Genomic DNA, 22,035 nt, shown 5'->3' on the forward strand with positions numbered 1-22,035 from the left:
ATGCTTTGCATAGCTCGCTACCATTACTCACTATTTTTCCCTATTTTTGCGTTATGAGAGATAGCTTTGTGCATAGGGGGAAAAGAAGACATCTGCTAAACTATTTGATGGAGAAAGGCATTGCTGATTCACGACTTCTTGATGCCATGAATCAAGTCCCTCGGCATTTATTTTTGGAGAGTGTTTTTGAGGATTATGCTTATGAAGATAGATCCTTTCCGATTGCCGCTAATCAGACAATTTCCCACCCTTCTACTGTGGCTGAGCAAACCCAGCTACTTCAGGTTAAGGAACAGGAGAAAATATTGGAGATAGGCACTGGAAGCGGCTATCAGACAGCCGTTTTGGTAGCTATGAAGGCACAGGTATATACCATAGAGCGGCAGAAGGAGCTTTTCGATTTTTCCAATAAAATATTAAAAGACATACAGTTGCGACCTAAATTTCAGAGTTTTGGGGATGGCTTTGCAGGTTTGCCCACCTTTGCTCCCTTTGATAAGATATTAGTTACGTGTGGTGCTGCAGTATTGCCTATTGAGCTACTAAAGCAGTTAAAACAAGGAGGGCTTATGGTGATTCCCTTAGGAAAGGGAGATGAACAGATTTTAACACGCTTTCGAAAGTTGAGCGATACCTCTTTCGAAAAGGAAGAATTTGGACTTTATAAATTTGTGCCTATGCTCAATAACACCCAGAAGTAGTACAAGGCTCATCAAAGGGAAAGGTTTGCTGGGTAAACATTTCAGGGGTTATTTTTCCACGATAAAATATAGGTGAACCGATTTTATGGGTACGTACTTTTATCCGAAATATTAAGCAGATAATTTCCTTTTACAAACTGTTAATTTTTTGAATTTTAACTGTATAGATGTATGAATGCCGAGATTTGATTTAAAACTTACCCATATGCTGTATAATCCTTAAAGGAGATTCTTCAGGGGATAGATAGTCTTGTTTACTTGAAATATAGACGATATTTTCATACTGAATCTAGTCAACAATTCTATTATTTTTTTGTTTTGTACATGTAGTAATCGAATAGAGTATGTCAAAAATTAACTTACTCCTTTTTTTCTCTGAGTCATAGATGAAAAAAGGAATGCTGATCTGATTTTCATTAAATTCACTCTACAAAACTTGTTGATGATCATCTTCTAAAAAGGATGTTTTTCGGATGAGTTTTTATCTTTATACTAAATAAAAATAAATAGGGAGAACCATAGAGCTTATAATATAGATAAGGTTGCGATGCGAAACAGATCCTAAAATCCTAGAATCTTCAACTTCAGCTGAACTGCAAAATTGTCTTTGAAGTGTGGGGTATTATAAGGTCCAACGCGGTAGAAAACCCCGAGATTGAACTGAGAGCTCAGAAAATTATTCCATTCTATGCCCACTTCCTGATATAGCTTTTTTAAGCTTTCGAACTTGATTGCGTGAAAATCAGGATTTTTGAATTCTCCGATCATGCCTTTATATACCATATCGAAACTGGAAGTATTTTGTCCAAAACTCTTAAAATGCCATGGTAAGCGATGGCTAAGATAGAAGGCTCCAAATTTATCTTGATAATAAACACCACTCGGCATAGTGGCGAATCCTAAATAAGTCGTCAGGTTGAATCGGCTCATAAAACTGTTTTTGCCTTCGGGAGCCAAGCCACCGCTTTCAAAGCTTTTCCACACTGGAAAACTACCCTTAACATAGCCTCCATAGAGGCGTAAGCCCGTTTGGCCCCACAGACTTTTCAGCTGATACAAAGCCAGCACGTCAAAACGATAGTATTTAAAATCTGCCCATCCTTTTTCCCAGTTAAAATACATTTCCGGATAGCCTTGTTCTACCATGTCCTTTCCACTAGGCGTCATGATATACTTGCTGTTCGGGGAATACTTCAGGCTTAACATAGAGAAGAGGTTGTTAAATGTTTTTCCTATACCTTTATAAGCATAATCAAAAAGCGCATATTCTTTGTAGTTAGCCGTTTCTACTCTATAGGTTAGGGAGTTGATCGGGCTGTTCAGATAAGAAAGTTTAAATCCGTAGTATCTATAATAATTGAGATTTTGAATGCCAGCACCTGCATTCATAATTTTCATTTTACCTACCCATAGATTTTGGTTAAATTTTCCGGATGCTGCGATATCATCAGTATATTCCAGACGAAAAAAGTCATCTTTTTTCAGAGTTGTTCGCACATCTATTCCGATACGGTGTTTCCATCTGCCGTCACGCACCCCATACGCAATATAGGCATCTGGAGAGATATAGGCACTCAAGTCTTCATTAAACTTAACCCCCATACCCAACCTTAAATTTTCATATCGATTGATATCAAAAAACTTATCGAGAGGCAAATTAACGGGTCCTAATCGAAAATCACCTCTTGGGATTCCGGCTAAAAAATTAAGGGTGAATTCTACTTTTTTTGTTTTGGCAAGACTATCCATTTTACAGTAGGTGGCTGCATCTCGGGTATCAAAATTACCCCTTCGGTATAGGTAGAGTTGAGAGCCAGAGGTGTTTTTTACGTGATAGTTATAGCCTTTAAAATCTTTACGACTGAGATCATCGCTGGGGATTTCAAAATCAAAATACACATTCTCCATATAGAGATATTTGCCAAATTTTTTTTTCTTCTTTTTTACTTTACCAAAACCTATACTACCCACGCGAACTTTCATATATTTTCTTTCCAGAAACCAACTGTTATGTATGGGTTGCCATATGGAGATATTTTCTATATCGCCTTTATCATTGTTTTTATTTTCAATTTTGGCCACGGCATAGCTTTTCTGATCAATATAGAGATATCCATTATAAGGTCCTTCATGAGAAGGAGGTGTACTTTTTTTTCGAAAGCCTATAACATAAGTATCTCTGCCCTGATATTGAATAGAGTCGATTAAAAAATATCGGTAGAGAATCCAATTTTCTTTTTTAATCTCGTCGGGAATTTGCTCAATATTCGATTGCAACACCATAGCATCGTAGATAGGCTGTTTAAGCCCTGATATCCTATTATCAAGGATATCGACATTTTCCCCATATCTCTTGCTGAATTTATATTCCAAGACACGTTCCCACAAAAAGATTTTACTCTGTGTCAAAGTTTTTTTATAGCCGAAATCTCCGAATCTCCAACTTTTTTTACGTGTGGAAGACGAAGACATTGAGGGAAGGAGAGAGAGAGAATCACTCATCGATTTTATGTAAGCCTGATAGGCCTGTATGGAATCCTGATCAAAATCTACAAAAAATTTACTGTAAGCTTTAAAGCGATACGAATTTTGATTTTTAGGTGTGTTTTTTTTGAAATTTTTATTTACTTTTTTTAGAAGATCTAAGGCTTTAGAATCACTTTTGTATCTGGAGATAGGTTCTTTTTCCTTTTTTTGATCGATGAATCCACTATCCATAATGTGGGGAGGGAGGTTATTCTGTGCACACAAAAAAAAGGGAATTATCAAAAATAATAAACTTTTCATGTGCCAAATTTATAAAACTAAATTTATTTAGTTAAAGATTGCAGATTAGTATGCGAATAATTGATGTATAACCTCTTTGAGTTTTTCTGCATTGGGCAGAGCCTCCCTCTCCAAATTTATATTGAGAGGTATGGCAGGAATATTTAATGCTCCGACCGGGGTAACGGGAGCATCTAAATATTTGAAACAGGCTTGGGAGATTCTCGCGCTTAACGCCTCGGCGAAGGAATTTTGTAATTGCTCTTCTGTGAGTACAATGCATTTACCGTGTTTCTGAACCACAGAGTATACATAAGCTTCATCAAGAGGAATAAGGCTTCTAAGGTCTACGATTTCTATGCGCTCTGTAAAGTGCTTGGCCGCTTCTTTAGCCCAGTAAATTCCCATTCCATAGGTAATAATACATAAAGATAGGCCTTTGGTTATTTGCTCCTCAGAAGCCTTGAGTATGCTAGTGGCCTGTCCCAATGGCAAGATGTAATTTTCTGCAGGCTCAACGGTTTGGGCATCTTGTGTTCCGGCGACTTTCGACCAGTATAGTCCTTTGTGCTCTAGAAGAATTACGGGGTTAGGATCATAAAAAGCCGCTTTAAATAAGCCTTTAAAATCTGCAGCATTGCTCGGATAGGCGATTTTAATTCCTTTAATAGAAGCCAGAAGGCTTTCTATACTGCCGCTATGATAAGGACCTCCTCCTCCGTAGGCCCCTATTGGAACCCTTATAACCGTGCTAACCGGAAACTTTCCGAGACTTAAGTAGCAGGATTTGGAAATTTCCGTGATCAGTTGGTTAATTCCCGTGTATATGTAATCTGCAAATTGAATTTCTACAATAGGTTTTAGCCCTACAGCACTCATCCCCACCGTGGAACCTATAATATAGGCTTCTTGGATAGGTGTATTAAAAACCCGGCGGGATCCGAATTTTGTAGCTAAAGTAACGGTTTCCCGAAAAACCCCTCCAATACGCTCACCCACATCCTGACCATAGAGTAGGGCTTCAGGATTTTTGGACATCAATTCTTGTATGGCATGTATAGCGGCATCGATCATCAGGATTTTTTGTCCATTTTTAGGCTCTCGTTCTCCTTGCTCCTCAGTAATAGGTGTGGGAGCAAAAACATATTTGTTTACGTCTTCAACAGCAGGATCTTTAGCCTCGAGTGCCCTTTGAAAGTCTGCGCGGACACTTTGTTCAGTGCTTTTTTCAATATCATAGAGTGTATTTTCACTGTAGCCTGCTTCCAAAAGATAGGTACGTAATTTTTTCCCTGGGTCTTGAGTTTCATGTTTAGCAAGGTCTTCCAAGGGGCGGTACATTTCCTTTCTAACCCCTGAGGTATGATGACCTATTAAAACCGTTTTTGCACAGACTAATAGAGGTTTTCTCTGGTTTCTGACATACGCAAATGCTGTGTTCATAGCGGTGTAGGACTTTATAAAATCGGTTCCATCCACACGCATTCTTTGTATGCCTTTAAAGCCGGAAATAAACTCATAAGCATCTTGTGCACGAGCCTCTTCGGCAGTGGTAGAAATACCCCAGTCATTATCTTGTACTAGGAATAAAATGGGAAGTTGGTGGAGTCCGGCAAACTGAAAAGCTTCACTTACCTCACCTTCCGTAATGCTATTATCTCCAAAACTACACACCACGACAGGGGGGGTAGAGTAGTCCTGTAAATTAAAGTGCTCTATATATTGAATACCTTGTGCAATACCTGTAGTAGGAATTGCTTGCATGCCTGTGGCACTACTTTGGTGGATGATTTTCGGAGTGTTGTCGGTTTTCCTGGAAGGGTGTATATAGTAGGATCTACCCCCGGAAAAGATATCCTCACCTTTAGCAAGAAGTTGTAACATTAGCTGATAGGGGGTATATCCCATTCCTAAAAGCAGACTTTCATCTCGATAGTAAGGACTAATCCAGTCGTCTTTTTGAAGATGATAGGCGGTAGCTAGCTGAATAGCTTCATGGCCGCGGGAATTGCTGTGGACGTATTTGCATATTTGTTTTTTCTCATCGTATAAAAAAGACATAGCCTTAGCTTTCATCATATCTTCAAAAGCTTGCCTTAATATTTTCATACTCAGGGATGGTAATGTGTCGGGCCTCATGCTAACAAATATAGCTATAATTTTTTCACACGCAACCTTGTTGATTGATTTATTTCACAGGTTATCAGTTTTTTACTGTTTTTACAGGTCTGCTCCCGTCATTGACTTTGTCAATAAGGCTGTTAAAGCGACTACATTCATTAAAAACAGCTGATCCAGAAACTTTTTTTGCATCCTCTTTTTTTCGTAATTTTACTCAAATTTCTTTGGTTTATGTTCTTGATTTTTGATACTGAAACGACTGGTTTACCCCGGAATTTTAATGCGCCTTTAACCGATTTTGATAATTGGCCGCGTATGGTTCAGATCGCATGGCAGTTACATGATGATTATGGTAATCTTATTGAGAATCAGGATTATATTATTAAGCCGGAAGGCTATGATATTCCCTTTAATGCTTATCGCATCCATGGTATTTCCACCGAAATGGCCATGCGGGAAGGTCGTGATCTAAAAGAGGTACTCCAGGAGTTTAATGCTGTATTAAAAAAGACAAAAATTGTTGCGGGCCATAATGTAAGTTTCGATTACAGTATCGTAGGGGCCGAATTCTTACGTAAGAACTTAGAAGATGGGCTTCAGGCGAAGCCTATTGTAGATACCATGGTGTTTGGTACCAATGTCTGTCAGTTGCCTGGAGGACGCGGGGGAAGATTTAAGTCTCCTAAACTGGAGGAACTTTCCGAAAAATTGTTCGGTCATAAATTTGACGAAGCTCATAATGCGGCTGCGGATGTGAATGCTACGGCACAGGCTTTCTTTGAAATGATGAGGAGAGAAGTTTATCCTTTGGATAAAATCTTCTTTGATGAAGCTAAGATGAAAGCCTTTAAAGAACATAATCCTCAAGTTTTCAAGCCTTTTGATATTTTAATTCGCCGTCAGGTTGCAGATGCTAAGAAACGTAAAAAAAATGCAGATACTGGGGAAACAGATGATCTCAATATAGGAAGTTTTTTCCATTTTTATAACCATAGTATTTATTCTACCTTACAGGCGACCACTAGTTTAAGTGATTTGGTATCCGTGGCTGTACAAAATCACTTTCCTGCAGTAGGTCTAGTCGATTTGGGGAATATGATGGGGGCTTTTAAGTTTATAGAAGCGGTAGAGAAATATAACGAAGGTTTAAAACAAAAAAAGCAGCAGGCAGATGAAGCAGATGAAAAACCTCAAGATTACGATGAGATTATAAAAGCCCAATTTTTAACCCCTATTTTGGGGCTGGAACTTTATATCTCGGAGCGTTATCAGCAAAAGCAATTTACCAAAGACGATCCTGATAGAAGAACTCAGGTCGTCTTATTGGCGAAAAACTTTGAAGGTTATAAAAATTTGGTCAAACTTTCTTCTATAGGCTTTAAAGATGGATTTTACGCAGGTGTACCTAGGGTTAGTCGGGCACTAATCTCTCAGTATAAAGAAAACCTTATAGCGCTAACCGGGAGTTTATCCTGTGAAGTCCCGTCTACTATTTTAGAATTGGGAGAGCAGCGAGGTGAAGAGGTGTTTAGATGGTGGTTGGAAGAATTTGGTGAAGACTTCTATATCCAGCTCCAGAATCATCAGCTGGATGAAGAAAAATATGTAAATGATATTTTGCTCAGGTTTTCGGATCGCTATAAGGTTAAAATATTAGCTCAGAATGAGACTTATTACCCTAAGAAATCGGATGCGAAAATACAGGATATCGTTTCTTGCATTAAAGACGGGGAAAAGCTTTCCACTCCCGTGGGGAAGGGATTTGGTAGGAGAAAGGGGCTGAATAGCGATCAGTTTTACTTGAAAAATAGAGAGGAGGTGAAGCAGGCTTTTCACATGTATCCCCATGCCTTTGAGGCCTATGATGAATTTCTCCATAAGTTTACCGCTTACCGCTTGAAAAGAGATGTGCTTCTTCCAAAATTTGAGATTCCAGACGAATTTCAGGATCCCCAAGATACAGAGGATGGGGGAAAGCGCGGGGAGATGAACTATCTTACCCACCTGACCTATGAAGGCGCCCGCAAGAGATATGCTGAAATTACAGATGAAATAAAAGAAAGACTGGATTTTGAATTGGATATCATTGCCAAAACAGGCTATCCAGGTTACTTCCTCATTGTACAGGATTTTTGCAACGAAGCAAAAAACATGGGGGTCTCCGTCGGTCCGGGAAGGGGTTCTGCTGCGGGTTCTGCCGTGGCATATTGCATAGGGATTACCAACGTAGATCCTATCAAGTATGATCTGCTTTTTGAGCGTTTTTTGAATCCAGAAAGAATTTCCATGCCCGATATCGATATAGACTTTGATGATGAAGGTCGCGATCGGATTATCAAATGGGTTATCGAAAAATACGGGAAAAACCAGGTCGCTCAGATTATTACCTATTCCGTTCTGGGGGGGAAATCCGCGATTAAAGATGCTGGAAGGGTTCTGGATGTATCTATTCCGGAAACCAATAATATAGCCAAACTGATTCCCAACACGCCAGGTATGAATATCGCCAAGGTGATGAAGTCGGACTCTAAAAAATTTAAGAGTGAGGATCTACCTCTAGTAGGAGAAGTAAGAACGATACTTAATAATCCTGATGATGCTCGTTTTCAGGTTTTAGACAGCGCTTATAAAATGGAAGGCTGTATCCGAAATACGGGAATTCATGCCTGTGGGGTTATTATTACTCCCGAGGATATTAGCAATCTGGTTCCGGTGACCATTGCGGCTAAAGATGCGGATATTTTGGTCTCCCAGTTTGATAACTCTGTAGCCGAAAGCGCAGGGCTTTTGAAGATGGACTTTTTAGGACTGCGAACTCTGACAATTATTAAAGATGCCATTAAGCTTATTAAAAATAGACATGGTATAGAAATTATCCCAGACGAGATTCCGCTGGACGATGCTAAAACCTATCAGCTTTTTAAGGAGGGCAGAACCATAGGTATTTTCCAATATGAATCGGTGGGCATGCAAAAATATATGCGAGAACTCAAGCCGACGGTATTTGCAGATCTCATTGCCATGAATGCCTTGTATCGGCCGGGTCCCATCAAGTATATCCCGAACTTTATTAATCGTAAGCACGGCTTAGAAGAAATTATATACGATTTACCCGAGACAGAAGAATATCTGAAAGAAACCTATGGTATTACGGTTTATCAGGAGCAGGTAATGCTGCTTTCGCAAAAATTGGCCAACTTTACCAAAGGTGAAGCCGACACTTTGAGAAAGGCGATGGGGAAAAAGCAAAAGGCGGTGTTAGACAAGATGTTTCCTAAATTTATAGAAGGCGGTAACAAAAATAATCTGGATGAAGAAAAGCTGCGCAAAATATGGAAAGACTGGGAGGCTTTTGCAGAATATGCTTTTAATAAATCCCATTCCACCTGTTATGCTTATATCGCTTATCATACTGCATATTTAAAAGCCAACTATCCTGCGGAATACATGGCCAGTGTGATGAGCAACAATATTAACAATACGAAGCAGATAACCTTGTTTATGGAGGATTGTCAGGCCATGGGGGTAGATGTTTTAGGCCCCTCGGTAAACGAATCCGAATATGAATTTGCTGTTAATGACAAAGGTCAGATTCGCTTTGGGCTTGGGGCTATAAAGGGTATAGGAGAAGGCCCGTCAGAGGCTATTTGTAAAGAAAGAAAAAAAAGCGGCAGATTTAGCGATGTATATAGTTTTTTTGAGAGAATGCCTTCGGCGCAACTCAACAAAAGAGTGATTGAGAGTTTAGTTTTTGCAGGTGCTTTTGACGAATTGGATATTTATCATCGGGCTCAGTATTTTGATGTAGACACCACGGGTAAAACCAATATTGAACGCTTACTGAAATACAGCAGTAGTTTTCAGGATCAAAAAAACTCTATGGAGTTTTCTCTTTTTGCCGATTTTGCGGAAGAGGTACAGATCGAAAGACCTAAAATAAATTCTGCGCCGGAGTGGCAGAATATGTATAAGCTCAATCGGGAGAAAGAAGCCATAGGATTCTACCTTTCTGCTCACCCATTGGATGAATTTTATTATCAATACAAATTTATTCAGGGGGCATTGAGTAAAAAATCGGTGGTGCATAAGAAGATTGAGGAGGATTTGGATCCTATATCGGTTGTGGAAAAAGCGATATCAGATGATCCGGATCAGGTAGCTGCAGACATCGACTTTACAGAAGATATAGCAGGCGAGAATCCGGAAGAGCTGGTAGAGGAAGTGACCAAAAAAGTGGATCCTAAAGGTAAATTTAATTTTCTGAATTTAGATGAAATAGATGCATATAAAGATTTTATCCTCCAAAGGGACTATATCCCTTTGACACCAGCCGAAATTGTAAAACTCAAAGAGAAAAAATTTCGAAACAAAGGAAATGATCGTTCCAAAGAATATATGGTGGCCGGCTTGATTACAGAATATACTATACGGGATGGTTATGAGAGTGGTACCAAAGTGGCATTTGTTACTTTAGAAGATTATACGGGATCCTATTCTTTTAGGCTCAATGATAAGGATTATATGCATTTTCGGGAATATTTGGGAGAACATCGTTTTGTGATCTTTAAATTAAAATTTGCACCCTCTAAGGATTTTGATCGTTTGTATGTAAACGTTACCGAGGTCATCGATTTAAGGGAAGCTTTTGATCGTTATGCACATCAGCTTTCGCTGGTGGTACCTTTCAATGCGGTAGATGAGGAGGATATAGAATTTTTCAGGCGCACTTTTACTCGGAATAAAGGTGTCCACAAGCTGAATTTTTATCTGAAAGATCCTGTGGATAATTATTTTGTAGAGCTCACCGCTATGCAAACCACTGTAAATATCAATACCGAAATCCTTCAGCTTTTGCACGAGTATAAGAAATATGAGCTTTTTCTGAATTAAACAGATAAACCGATATCTCTTAAGAAAGGAAAAAAGTATAAAAAAACTTCCGGTCGCAATTTATGACCGGAGTTTTTTTATAACGATTATTAATGGTTATGTTTGGGCGTAAACCCATCATCACTCACTTCTAGAGGAGTGTAATCGGCGGTCATTTCTTGTTCATAATCAACTTTCTCTTTTTTGGAAAAGCGTGCGATAAGACTATCGAAAATAGAATATATCACTGGTACAAAAATGAGGGTAAGAAATAAAGAGGAGATAAGCCCTCCGATAATTACCCATGCCAAACCATTGTTCATTTCTGCTGCAGCACCTTTAGCTAAGGCGATAGGTATCATGCCGATAACCATGGCAATAGTAGTCATCAGAATAGGGCGTAACCTGGCGTGGTTGGCTTGTATTAAAGCATTGAAGGTGTTTTCACCGGCCTGTTTCCTATGGTTGGCAAAATCGACTAACATAATGGCGTTTTTACAAACCAGACCAATCAGCATAATCATCCCCAGGATGGTAAATACATTCAGGGAATTATTAGTGAGGGCTAAGATTACCAATACTCCGATAATGGATAAAGGAACAGAAAACAAAACTACAAAAGGATAGATAAAGCTATCGTATAAAGCGACCATAACCAGGTAAACTAAGATAATAGCAGCCATAAGTGCAATCCCTAAAGTACCAAATCCTTCGCTTTGATTTTCCATATCACCGCTCCATATATAATTAACGCCGGCAGGTCTTTTTAGCTTTGAAAACTTAGCTTCCCATTCATTTGCGATACTCCCTGTAGGTACGCCAACACTTTGAGCTTTAATCGTTATCGATGGGGATTTGTCTCTTCTTTCCAGAAAACTAGGACCCGAACTCTCCGTGATATTAGCAAACTGGGCTAATTTTACTTTTTCGCCTTTATTATTGATAAAGTTCATGTTTTTTACATCTTCTATATTGGATCGGTTCATCTGGTTGAAGCGAATATTGATATCATATTCATAATCACCTGATCGGAATTTACCATCTGTATTCCCACTAAATGCGGTTTGCATCGTGAGACCTACCTCCTGAATGTTGAGACCTAGTAAAGCCATTTTATCTCTATCAATGGCGACATTGATTTCCGGATTTCCCCCTTCAGACGATAATTGGACTTCGGAAGCTCCTCGTATGGTTTTTAACTGTGCCATAGCTTGTTCTGCAAACTCAGTGATGCTCTTTAAGTCCGGCCCAGTAACGACCAATGAGATAGGGGATTGTTCGGCTCCCATAAGACCCATGGGTACGGTTTTTATTTTAGCACCAATGAGTATATTCGCCAGTTCATTTTTAATTTTTGCAGCATATACGAATGAGTTATCCGCTCTTTTTGTATTATCCACCAGAATCACATCTATCTCTGATTTGTAAGCTGTAGCCTGAGCCCCTCCGAATCCATCACTCTGTTGGCCGATTGTGGTGATCATCTTAACCACTTCCGGTTTCTGGGATAAGTAATTTTCGGCTTTCTGGGTTATAAAATTGGTTTTTTCTATAGAGGCATCTTTAGGCAATTCTATCTGTACCAAAAATTCTCCTTTATCAATTTTAGCAAAGAATTCACCGCCGATAAATTTCATTAAACCCAAGGATATAATAAATATTGAAATTACCGCAGCTACCGTGCTGATTTTGGTCCACTTGCTTTTTAAGCACCAGGATAATAATCCTGAAATCCAGTGGGTAAATTTGTCCAGTTGTTTTTCAAATCCCAGAATAAACTGCTCAAAGGTGTTTTTTCCGGTCAGGTGCACGAGTTTCCCAAAACGAGAAGAGAGCCACGGCACGATCGTGAAAGAGGTGAGCAAGGAGAGTAGGGTGGCTATCACTACGGTGACACAGAACTGTGAAATAATATTGGATACCAATCCTGTACTCATAGCTATAGGCAGGAATACGACTACAATCACTAAGGTTATGGAAGTTACGGTGAGTCCTATTTCAGCGGTGGCATCATAGGCAGCTCTCACCTTATTTTTTCCCATTTCCATATGTCGGTAAATATTTTCTAACACCACGATAGCATCATCTACCAGTATGCCCACCACAAGGGAAAGTCCTAATAAGCTCATCAGATTGAGGGTATAGCCCATGAGTGCCATACCGATAAAGGTAGCGACTAATGATAAGGGAATAGAAACCATTACGATAAAGGCGTTACGAATGCTGTGTAAAAATAAAAGCATAACGACAGCTACCAGAATAATAGCGATAAACAAGTCGTGTGTAACATTTTCTGCTGCTGTAAGGGTAAAGGTAGATGTATCGTTTACTATATTGAGTTTTACTCCTTGTTGGGCGTAATCTTTTTCGATCTTGGCGATACTCTTCCGGATGAGTTCACTAACCTCTACAGCATTGGCGTCGGATTGCTTAATAACCTGCAGCAGAATAGCTGGATTTCTATCAATTCTGGCGACTTTTTCTATATCCTTTTGAGTATCTTCTACAAAGGCGACATCTGAGAGGCGCACTTGGCTCCCGTCTTTATTACTAATTACTAAATTGGAGAGTTCTTCTGTACTTTTGTATTTTCCAGATAGTCGTATAGTAGTCGTGTTTTCCCGTGTTTTTACATTTCCGGTCGGAAAATCGACATTCGAACTTAGGATGGCTTGTTGCACTTGGTTTATGGAGAGGCCATATCCTTCTAGTTTATCTTTGTCTAAATTAATTTTAATCTCCCTTTCCTGTCCTCCGATTAAATTTACTTTAGCCACACCTTTTACCCTTGAAAGTATGGGCTGAATTTTTTTGTCCAAAAGATCATAAAATTCAGCGCTGTTAAGATTGGCGGTAGCTCCCGCTGTAATAATGGGGACATCGCTCAGTGAAAATTTTTGTAAAGAGGGAGCCTTTACATCTTTTGGAAACTTTGCAATAATGGCATTAATTTTCCTTTGAGCATCGTTTAGAGCATCATCGGTATTGGTGCCGGCATTCAGTGTAATCGTAACCAAAGAGAGGCTTTCAAAGGATTTGGCCTCTACTTTTTTAACGTTTTCGAGTGAGGAGACTGCATCTTCAATTTTTTTAGTCACCGTGGTTTCTACCTCCGAGGGTGAAGCTCCCGGATATATGGTAGAAACGCTTACTACATTAATTTCAAATTTTGGAATCAGTTCATACCCCATAGAGGAGTATGCCAGTATCCCCCCTAAGGTGAGTATAGTGAACAATACAATGATAAGGGTGGGACGTTTTATGGATATTTCTGCTAATTTCACATTCTTTTATTTTAGTTGGACTGGAATCGCTCTTGTGCGATATTCTCTATTTTATAATGGAGACTAGGGTTCCGTCGTTAAGATTAATTTGGCCGCTGATGACCACGCGGTCTCCGGAGTTTAGCCCGCTAATAATCTCTATTTTATCGCCAAAAACTCTTCCACTTACCACAGAGGTTAATTTTACGCTATTATCTTTTTGTACTACAAAGACCTTATTACTGCTTACACCATTCACAAAAGCATCTTTTGGGATAACCATATAAGCGTGTTGTACACCTGTATCTTTACGAGAAAAAACAGCGGTGCCGTACATTCCGGCTCTTAGCAGATGATTGGCATTGTTATCTACACTAATTTCTACGGGGAAGTTAAGCGAAGAATTGGCTAAGGGAGCGATAAAAGATACCCTTCCATAAAAATCTTTATCCGGATAAACACTGGCTTTTACTTTTACCTGATCGCCTATTTTAAGTGTAGAAACCTCCCTTTCATTAACGCTTACCTGTAGTTTTAGTTGGGAAACATTTACAATATCAAATAAAGACGCTCCGGGTGAGACCATAGAGCCAGGTTCTATATATTTTTTGTTAATATATCCACTGATGCTTGCTTTCACATTGGTATCTCCCACTTTTATATGGGCTTGTTCCAGGGCATTTTTCGCATTTTTTAGTTGCAATCGGGATTGGTCCAATTGCTGCTTGGTCACCCCTCCTGTTTTATAAGCATTTTCATAGCGTTGGTTATCGGCTACAGCATTTTGGTAAGTGGCCGAAGCGTTAGAATAGTCTACTTCTAAAGCCTCTTTTTTTATGGTAGCCAGTGTTTGCCCTACCCGAACAAAGTCACCTTCTTTTGCCAGTACCCGTACAATTCTCCCACTGATTTCTGAGGACAGGGATAGGCTTTGCCAAGGGGCAAATATCCCATTTGAAGAATAATCTATGTTGAGGTGCTCAAAATCTACCGTCGTTATATTGACGGGTACCGAGGCATTACGACTGGCAATAATGGCTGTTTTTTGATGGGTCTTTTTTTGATTCTGGTTAATTATATAAGCGCCCCCTCCTAAAAGTCCGGCAGCTATCAGCATATAAAGTATTGTTTTACCAATTTTCATTTCACTAGGGTTTAATCATTTATTATTTTATTAAGCTCTTGAGTTCTCCTTTTGATTTGTGGAGTTGTATTTCGGCGATTTTGTAGTCGAGTAGCGAATTGGAGTAGTTGTTTTTTGCTTGTAACAAGGCGTTTTCTGCATCGAGTAACTCCGTTAAGGTCGCCAGACCGTATTGATAGTTATTGCGGGTATCATCCAGTACGCTTTGGGCGAGTTTTACATTGGCTTCCTGATTTTTTATCGCCTCTATGCTATTTTCTATTTGGGCCTTAGCATTGTGATATTCCAGATCCATCCGCAGCTGTGTATCTTTTAAATCTTGGTCTAAATTTTCCAATTGAATTTTGGCCTGATCTATTTTGGCTTTGGTCTGAAATCCATTAAAAATAGAAAAGCCTAAAGATAGCCCTACCGAAGCATAATCCGACCAGTATACCCCTTGGCGACTTCCCAGACCTATGGGAAGTTTAGGACCGAGACCTTGCCATGTGTAATTGCCTACTAAAGAAAGGGTAGGATAGTAATCCGCTTCTGCTGCTTTTACTTGGTAGCCTAACAATTCTTTTCTTTTTTCCAATAGCTTAATTTCGGTTCTATGTTGGTTTTCCATCTGGTCGGCCCATAATTGAGGGTCCACTTCAATAGCATCTTTTACAAGTGTTATATCCGTTTCAATAGGCATTCCCATATAGAATTTCAGGGCATTTTCCTGTAAGGTTACCGCATTTTTCATTTGGGCGCGGTTGGTTTCCAGATTGGTCAGGTTAACATGGGTACGGTCTAAATCAATCTTTTTGGCAAGGCCATTTTCATAAAGACTTTTAATAATATTTCTGATCTTTAGGGTACTCTGATAACTGCTGTTGATGATGTCGAGTTTTTGCTGTTCAGAAAAAACTTTATAATAGGCTGTAGCAACATTCTCAATCAGTTGTTCATCGGTGAGCTGTTTGTTGATTTGATAAAACTCTTTTGTAGTTTTAGCCGCTTTTAGGCCGATAAAAACTTGTTGGTTAAAAAGAGCTTGTTGTAGATTAGCACCAATATTAGAGTTCCATTTTTGTCCCGCTGGAAGCATGATCACCGTGCCTGGCTTGCCCATGAGTTCGCCGGGTAGGGGTGTTTTTTGTAGGATAGGATTGTAATTTAAAGCGCCAGTCGCCTTTAGAGAAGGCAGAGCTCCGGATTTGGCCTCTGCAATCTGAAAATCTGCATTGCGAATATCCAATTGGGCTTTTAAGGCATCAGCCTTATTTTGCAAGGCGTATTGTAAGGCCTCCGTAAGGCTTACCACCTGCTGTGCTTTCCCTTGAAGTGCGCCCAGCAAAAGCAGGGCTACAATCAAGTTATTTCTTCTATTCATCATAATTCAATTTAATCTTAACGGATAAATAAACTATCCAGTATTACTTGTTTTCTTTCTTTAAGAATTTGTTCAAATTGACTGTCGGTTAGCTGAAAAGATTCTTGAAGTAAGGGGCGCATGCAAGTTGGGAAGGAAATAAGAGACGACATATTCAGCATAAACTGAACAGGCGATATAGGCTTTATATTACCTTTCTTTATTTCTTCCTGCAATTCCTTTCCCAATACTCTTATTACATAATCCAAATGTTCTTTATTTGCCATCTTCTTACATTGGTGGGTCAGTTGGGTGACCACATAAATTTTCAGAAAAGGGTGGGTAAGGGCTGTGGCCAATTCTTGATCTAGCCAGCATCCTATTTTTTCTTTAAAAGGAAGATCGGAAAGCAGAATAGCACTATAGTTTCTGTGCATTTCATCTATAGCCTCGTCAAAAACAATCTGAAAAAGATTATCCCGGGATCTAAAGTAATAATTGATAGAAGTTCTGTTGACCCCTGCGGCATCTGCAATTTCCTGAGTAGTGGCCTTAAAGTGGCCCTCTCCAAAAAAAAGTTTCTTAGCGGTTTCTTTAATCAGTTTCTCCGTATCTTCCTTTTTGATCTCTGTTGACATTTTTGTTAGATAATTTTGTTTGCAAATATAATACTTTTTCACAATGTTTGACAATTTAGTTAAACATTTTTATAAAACAATAATGCTTGTCTTCTTTAGGAAAGAGAGCTGGGTATAAAAAAACTGTCTAAAAAGAGTATTTAGACAGTGGACTTTTTTTTTATCTGGAGAGAGATTATTTTTTTTGATAGAGGTATTCTTGGGGTGATGTACTCCCTTTTTTTTTGTTTTCCTTCTCTTGTTTGCGTAGTTCTACACGGCGGATTTTCCCGCTTATGGTTTTGGGGAGTTCTTCTACAAACTCTATTATTCGAGGCATTTTATAGGGGGCTAAATGTTCTCGTGAATAATTGAAGAGTGTTTGAGCTAAATCGGCGGAGGCTTTAAAACTTTGAGTTAAGACAACAAAAGCTTTTACCTCCAATCCTTTTACCGGGTGTGGGGATCCCACCACGGCACACTCTATTACTGCTGGGTGCTCAATTAATACGCTTTCCACTTCAAAGGGGCCTATGCGGTAGTCCGAAGCTTTAATCAGATCATCATCTCTGCCGATGAACCAAATATAGTCGTCCTCATCTTTATAAGCCCTGTCTCCTGTATAGTAAAGTCCATGTTTGAAGACTTGGCGTTCTTTGTCTTCATCATAAAGATAGGTTTTGAAAAGACCATTTATAACTTCTTTGTCTATTTTTAAGCAGATATTACCTTCCTCATAGATGGGTAATTCACACCCCTTATCATCGGCAATGATCACCTTATACATAAAGGTAGGCCTTCCCATGGAACCTATTTTTATAGCGGTATTGGGCAGGTTGGCGATGATACAACTGGTTTCCGTTTGGCCGAAACCATCTCGGATCATGATTCCCGTCGATTTCTTCCACTGTTCTATCACCTCGGGATTTAGAGGTTCACCGGCTGCCACGCATTGGCGAAGACTGAAGCGATAGGATTTTAAATCTTCATAAATGAATAGTCGTAGTACGGTTGGTGGAGCACAGAGGGTGGTTACTTTGTGTTTTTGTATTTGTTCCAAGGTTTTTTGAGCGTTAAAGCGCTCAGAGCTATGGTAGGCAAAAATGCAGCATCCTATATTCCAAGGGGTGAAAAAACTACTCCACGAGAATTTAGCCCAGCCGGGTTGCGAAATATTATAATGCAAATCGTTTTCCTGAAGTCCTATCCAGCTGGCAGTAGCCAGGTGGCCAAAAGCCTGACTTAAGTGGGTGTGGCATACTATTTTCGGTAAACCTGTGGTACCAGAGGTGAAAAACATAAATAAGGTATCATCGGAGTGTGTGGACGCAGCTTCTGCTTCGTTAACTTCCTTTGATATATCCTCTAATGAGAACCATCCAGGACGCTTAGCATCTACCAAAATCTTAACTTTAATAGTTTTGCCAATCAATTTTTCAGCTTCCTCCGTTTTATAGGCATTATCTAGATTAGCAAAGACCACGCTCGGAAATATTTGTTTGAATCGGTACACGATATCTTGGATACCCAAAATCCCTGCTGCTGGGACTAACTGGAAGCCTCCTTTAATGACGGCTAGCATCATGGTCCAGTTGATGGGTTCTAACATCATCTGGGTGAGTACGGTGTCTTGTTGTTGTACCCCTTTCTTGCGTAAAAAATTAAGAATTTGGTTAGCCTCTTGGCTAAGCTTCTTAAAACTGTAAGCTTGGGTATGCGAACCATCGGTCCATAGTAAGGCTGTCTTTTCGGGTGTTTTCTCTAAATGTATACCTTCGAAAATTTCTTTTACCCAATTAAATGTGTAGGGTTTTTGGCACTGGATATCGCTTAGGGCATGGAAGTTCTCTTCTTCAATAAGTTGTTTGGCTTTTAAAAAAATAGCTTTCATCTTTAAATTATATTGTTAATTAGTTTTGTCTTTCAATGCTTTAAATTAAGCAATTAAAACAATAAGCGACTCATTACCCGCTTTTCAATTGAGAGACTATTTTTATAATTTGAAGAGTACGATAGCAAAGGAAAATGTTTTTCAGATTTTTTTTGAACTATAAGAAGAATACTTTTTATAAAAAGTTAATTCTTCTTATAATGAGTGTTTTATATTGATAGCTGACTCTGTTTTATTCGATTCTCCGCCTGTTATTATAACATGTGGTTGTGAATAGAGGAAAAAAACAGCCCAATTATTTTATAGAAAGGAAAAAAGTAGTATATTTGCACACCTTTAAAACGGACGCGTAGCTCAATTGGATAGAGCGTCAGATTACGGCTCTGAAGGTTGGGGGTTCGACTCCTCCCGCGTTCACTAGGTTAAAAAAGGCTACTTTTCAGTAGCCTTTTTTTATTAACAAAAGAATGCTAGGCAATTACAGTATTTTAAGAGGTTTTTACGGAAGGGTATTGGGGGTAGGAATTTCTTTTTTTGTGGCTAAAACCGCTACCGAGAAAAAATAGTGAAAAAAACAGCGGTAATATTTTATTAGATATGATCGGAATTTATCAGTATTTTTAAGCATTTCAACAGTATACATTAAATATCACTGCTAAGCGGTGTTTATTGTTTTTGAAAAAGAACTCAAAAACAATTCACCATACTTTAATCTTTACTGCACCAACAAGCGAAAATTCCATCATTTATTTTTGTTTCTTCAAGATGGGATTATGACAAAAGAAAAATTTATAAAATTTTCAAATTTCATATTCAATTACAATCCGCTGATAAAAGAATAGATTAAATTAAATCTTAGTAAGATAGAAATCTGGTTTCGTATTTCTGGAGAAGTTCTCACGCTTGAAAGATTAGACCTCCGGACCATTCAATTGAAAATTAGTTGAATTGGAGGGCATTATCATATTGTATGGATACGCAAAGCAAATTGTCGTCCACAGTTCAATAAAATCAGGCGCACCTGCTTGATGCTGTCTGTCATTAATTTTTAATGCCCTTGCTCGTATAGCCATCTATTCATGCTAAAAAGTTCTTAAAGCTAATTTGATGTTATTAGGGATTAGCTTTTTGATGAGTAAGGTGTTCAAATAATAAGTTTTACTTAAATACAGTATATATATCCCATTTTATAACTACCACTATCATTATGTTTTTTTATCTGCCTAATATAGGACAGTGCCAGTATTTTTATATTATCACAGATAAAAAAATGTGCTGCATTTTATAATTGTATTGACTCAGATGATGAACTAAAGCTACTAAATCATTACAAAAATCAGATATCTCGTTAAACCCAACACAGATGAAAATAAACGTCTTCTTTATGTGGTTTTTAGTATCTGATAAAATTTGTAGCTTTCTGTAAATTTTTTAACATGATCATAGCCTCAAAAAAAGACGAAGACGCAGTAATAGAAATTTTAGTAGATAGTTTTGAAAATATCCATATTGATAATTCAATTAATTTTATTGTAGGTAAGGAAACAGGTAAACAGAGATGTTATAAGCTTAGAAGACTTTTTGAATATCAATTTAGAATGGCTTTAATGTTTGGTAAGGTATTCCTCAGTGAAGATTTATCTTCAACGATTCTTTTTATACATAAGAAAAAAGATAATTTTAGGAGTTTAATGCTAGAATTAAAACTCGTTATTCAGGTGATTGGGCTTGAAAAAATTTTAAAGATTTTAAAAAGAGAAAAGCTTTTGAAAAGGAGCCATAATACTAAAGATTACATACATTTATGGTTGATGGCGACTAAAACAGCATACCAAGGTAAAGGAATTGGAAAACACCTGTTAGCAGAAGCTATAAATTATTACTCGGGGAAAACTGTAATTTTAGAAACAACAACGATTGGAAATGTAAGCTTTTATCAAAAATTAGGCTTTCGTGTTTTTGAGGAGAATTATAGTCTGGGGTTCCCTCTTTTCTTTATGAAAAATGTTTAGGTATCTGTTGGTATAAGCCTTATCCATCATTCAAACAGCAGCCTATCCATAACTTGGGATAAATTTTGAATCGAGTTTAAAAAGTCTCCAATTAGTAAGTACGGGTAAATCCTTTTTTACACTATTTAAATTTTGTACAGCATCTGCTTTTTGTTTGTGGCTTAGAGCGTGTTCTTTTGTTATACTATCCCATTTTTTCTAATATCAAAAAACACCTATTATCACATTCAGGATCTAATTTCTATACCAATATATAAGCATTTCAAGCGCTAATGGAGATGGGGGTAATTACCAGTGATGGCCAATAAGTCTTATAATCAATAAAACACAACGTCAGAATAAATCCTCTTTTATATTAAGTGATATTAAGTCAATCTATCACCATCTATGCTAGATTTGATTTTTTTTTATTAAATTTAAAAAAGCGCAATGAGAAGTATTAATATGAGAGATTATCCTAGGATAGAAGAAATCTTAACCAACGCGTTTAAGGAGAATAAGTCTGTAAATTATATGCTAAGAAAAAAAGATGAATCCCTGATATCCAAACTTATGTCTTATTCTATTTTTAAGGGAGAAAATTCCGGATACATTTGCATGAATGAAGAAGAAACGGCCTGTGTGATTTGTGTGGATCTTAAAAAAATAGACTACGACATTAGAGTCTTTTAAAAAAAAAATAGCTACTAAAAAATGTAATTGGAATAAAAAAAAATCAAAAGTTCTCAGAACAAAAGTTCTTATAAAGAAATGGCTTCCGAAAAATATAAACTTTATCCATCTATGGCATATTGGTATAACCCCTCAAGCATAAGGGCAGGGGGGGCTATAAAAACTCATGTAGAGGTTATAGAGGTAAAAAAGATGCTATCTGCTGGAAACTCTACATTAAAAAACATGGCCTTCTATGAAAGTTTTGGTTTTAAAAGATATCATACTGAGAATTTTGGGGCTGATTTCTATTTTTTGATAAAACATTTATAATGTTGTCATTCAAATAATTCAAGATGTTTATAATTCATAGATATGCTTCAGCCTTTGTGTACAGATTCATTATTGTATTTATATTAACAGGAGTGGTAAAAAATATATTTACGGAAAAAAAATCAAAAAAAATCCTATAAAGATTTTTTATTCTAGGGTATTGCTGTTTTAACAGAATATACAATTTAACCCGTGGTGGATTTAAGCAATACGAGTTTTTAAGTTGTTAATATTTCTATTGTTTAGTTTATTAATGCATTGTATAACAGTCAGTGCCATTATCTTAGATAATATTCTGTTCTTAAAGCCATCAAAGGATTTCGCA

The 22,035-nt window shown here is 37.9% G+C and carries 11 protein-coding genes, 1 tRNA gene and 1 pseudogene; 5 read left to right on the forward strand and 8 right to left on the reverse strand.

The window, feature by feature from the left end; all coding sequences use genetic code 11:
- Positions 1–53: 53 nt before the first annotated feature.
- Positions 54–701 carry a protein-L-isoaspartate(D-aspartate) O-methyltransferase gene (locus GNY06_RS05770; protein ID WP_166519187.1) on the forward strand — a complete coding sequence of 216 codons (648 nt, stop codon included), beginning with the start codon at positions 54–56 and terminating at the stop codon, positions 699–701.
- Between the two features lie 561 nt (positions 702–1,262).
- On the opposite strand, the gene GNY06_RS05775 is transcribed toward GNY06_RS05770, so the two are convergent.
- Both GNY06_RS05775 and GNY06_RS05780 read right to left on the reverse strand, forming a co-directional pair.
- Entirely contained in the window at positions 1,263–3,488 is a 2,226-nt protein-coding gene (locus GNY06_RS05775) for a hypothetical protein (RefSeq protein ID WP_166519188.1), read from the reverse strand.
- 45 nt (positions 3,489–3,533) lie between these two features.
- The gene (locus GNY06_RS05780) at positions 3,534–5,606 is read right to left on the reverse strand and encodes an alpha-ketoacid dehydrogenase subunit alpha/beta (protein ID WP_166519189.1); all 2,073 of its coding nucleotides are present in this window, start codon (positions 5,604–5,606) and stop codon (positions 3,534–3,536) included.
- Between the two features lie 213 nt (positions 5,607–5,819).
- Here GNY06_RS05780 and dnaE point away from each other — a divergent pair, with 213 nt between their 5' ends.
- Positions 5,820–10,478, forward strand: a complete 4,659-nt coding sequence (gene dnaE / locus GNY06_RS05785) for a DNA polymerase III subunit alpha (protein ID WP_166519190.1) — start codon at positions 5,820–5,822, stop codon at positions 10,476–10,478.
- Between the two features lie 89 nt (positions 10,479–10,567).
- Here the strand turns inward: dnaE and GNY06_RS05790 are convergent, their stop codons facing one another.
- From GNY06_RS05790 to GNY06_RS05810, 5 genes are all read right to left on the reverse strand, one after another.
- A complete protein-coding gene (locus tag GNY06_RS05790) occupies positions 10,568–13,741 on the reverse strand; it encodes an efflux RND transporter permease subunit (RefSeq protein ID WP_166519191.1) in 3,174 nt (1,057 codons plus the stop codon).
- Positions 13,742–13,787: 46 nt separating this feature from the next.
- Positions 13,788–14,864, reverse strand: coding sequence for an efflux RND transporter periplasmic adaptor subunit (locus GNY06_RS05795; RefSeq protein WP_166519192.1), 1,077 nt, complete (start codon positions 14,862–14,864; stop codon positions 13,788–13,790).
- A 22-nt stretch (positions 14,865–14,886) separates the two neighbouring features.
- Positions 14,887–16,227 carry a TolC family protein gene (locus GNY06_RS05800; protein WP_166519198.1) on the reverse strand — a complete coding sequence of 447 codons (1,341 nt, stop codon included), beginning with the start codon at positions 16,225–16,227 and terminating at the stop codon, positions 14,887–14,889.
- A gap of 17 nt (positions 16,228–16,244) precedes the next feature.
- Entirely contained in the window at positions 16,245–16,844 is a 600-nt protein-coding gene (locus tag GNY06_RS05805) for a TetR/AcrR family transcriptional regulator (RefSeq protein WP_166519193.1), read from the reverse strand.
- Between the two features lie 175 nt (positions 16,845–17,019).
- Positions 17,020–18,714, reverse strand: a complete 1,695-nt coding sequence (locus GNY06_RS05810; RefSeq protein ID WP_166519194.1) for an AMP-binding protein — start codon at positions 18,712–18,714, stop codon at positions 17,020–17,022.
- 343 nt (positions 18,715–19,057) lie between these two features.
- On the opposite strand from GNY06_RS05810, the gene GNY06_RS05815 reads away from it, so the two are divergent.
- From GNY06_RS05815 to GNY06_RS05825, 3 genes are all read left to right on the forward strand, one after another.
- Positions 19,058–19,131, forward strand: a tRNA-Arg gene (locus tag GNY06_RS05815).
- A 1,019-nt stretch (positions 19,132–20,150) separates the two neighbouring features.
- Positions 20,151–20,726: a GNAT family N-acetyltransferase gene (locus GNY06_RS05820; protein WP_166519195.1), complete on the forward strand. Its 576-nt coding sequence runs from the start codon at positions 20,151–20,153 to the stop codon at positions 20,724–20,726.
- 429 nt (positions 20,727–21,155) lie between these two features.
- Positions 21,156–21,398, forward strand: a complete 243-nt coding sequence (locus GNY06_RS05825) for a hypothetical protein (protein ID WP_166519196.1) — start codon at positions 21,156–21,158, stop codon at positions 21,396–21,398.
- Positions 21,399–21,911: 513 nt separating this feature from the next.
- Here GNY06_RS05825 and GNY06_RS15615 read toward each other — a convergent pair.
- Positions 21,912–22,035: pseudogene (locus tag GNY06_RS15615) on the reverse strand (IS982 family transposase); the annotation flags it as partial.

Origin of the sequence: Elizabethkingia argenteiflava, assembly GCF_009904105.1 — a bacterium.
GTDB lineage: Bacteria > Bacteroidota > Bacteroidia > Flavobacteriales > Weeksellaceae > Elizabethkingia > Elizabethkingia argenteiflava.

Bases quoted from the DNA above. Each gene is read 5' to 3' on its own strand.
- GNY06_RS05770 (WP_166519187.1), top strand. From the start codon at position 54: ATGAGAGATAGCTTTGTGCATAGGGGGAAAAGAAGACATCTGCTAAAC.
- GNY06_RS05775 (WP_166519188.1), bottom strand. From the start codon at position 3,488: ATGAAAAGTTTATTATTTTTGATAATTCCCTTTTTTTTGTGTGCACAG.
- GNY06_RS05780 (WP_166519189.1), bottom strand. From the start codon at position 5,606: ATGAGGCCCGACACATTACCATCCCTGAGTATGAAAATATTAAGGCAA.
- dnaE (WP_166519190.1), top strand. From the start codon at position 5,820: ATGTTCTTGATTTTTGATACTGAAACGACTGGTTTACCCCGGAATTTT.
- GNY06_RS05795 (WP_166519192.1), bottom strand. From the start codon at position 14,864: ATGAAAATTGGTAAAACAATACTTTATATGCTGATAGCTGCCGGACTT.
- GNY06_RS05800 (WP_166519198.1), bottom strand. From the start codon at position 16,227: ATGAATAGAAGAAATAACTTGATTGTAGCCCTGCTTTTGCTGGGCGCA.
- GNY06_RS05805 (WP_166519193.1), bottom strand. From the start codon at position 16,844: ATGTCAACAGAGATCAAAAAGGAAGATACGGAGAAACTGATTAAAGAA.
- GNY06_RS05810 (WP_166519194.1), bottom strand. From the start codon at position 18,714: ATGAAAGCTATTTTTTTAAAAGCCAAACAACTTATTGAAGAAGAGAAC.
- GNY06_RS05820 (WP_166519195.1), top strand. From the start codon at position 20,151: ATGATCATAGCCTCAAAAAAAGACGAAGACGCAGTAATAGAAATTTTA.
- GNY06_RS05825 (WP_166519196.1), top strand. From the start codon at position 21,156: ATGAGAAGTATTAATATGAGAGATTATCCTAGGATAGAAGAAATCTTA.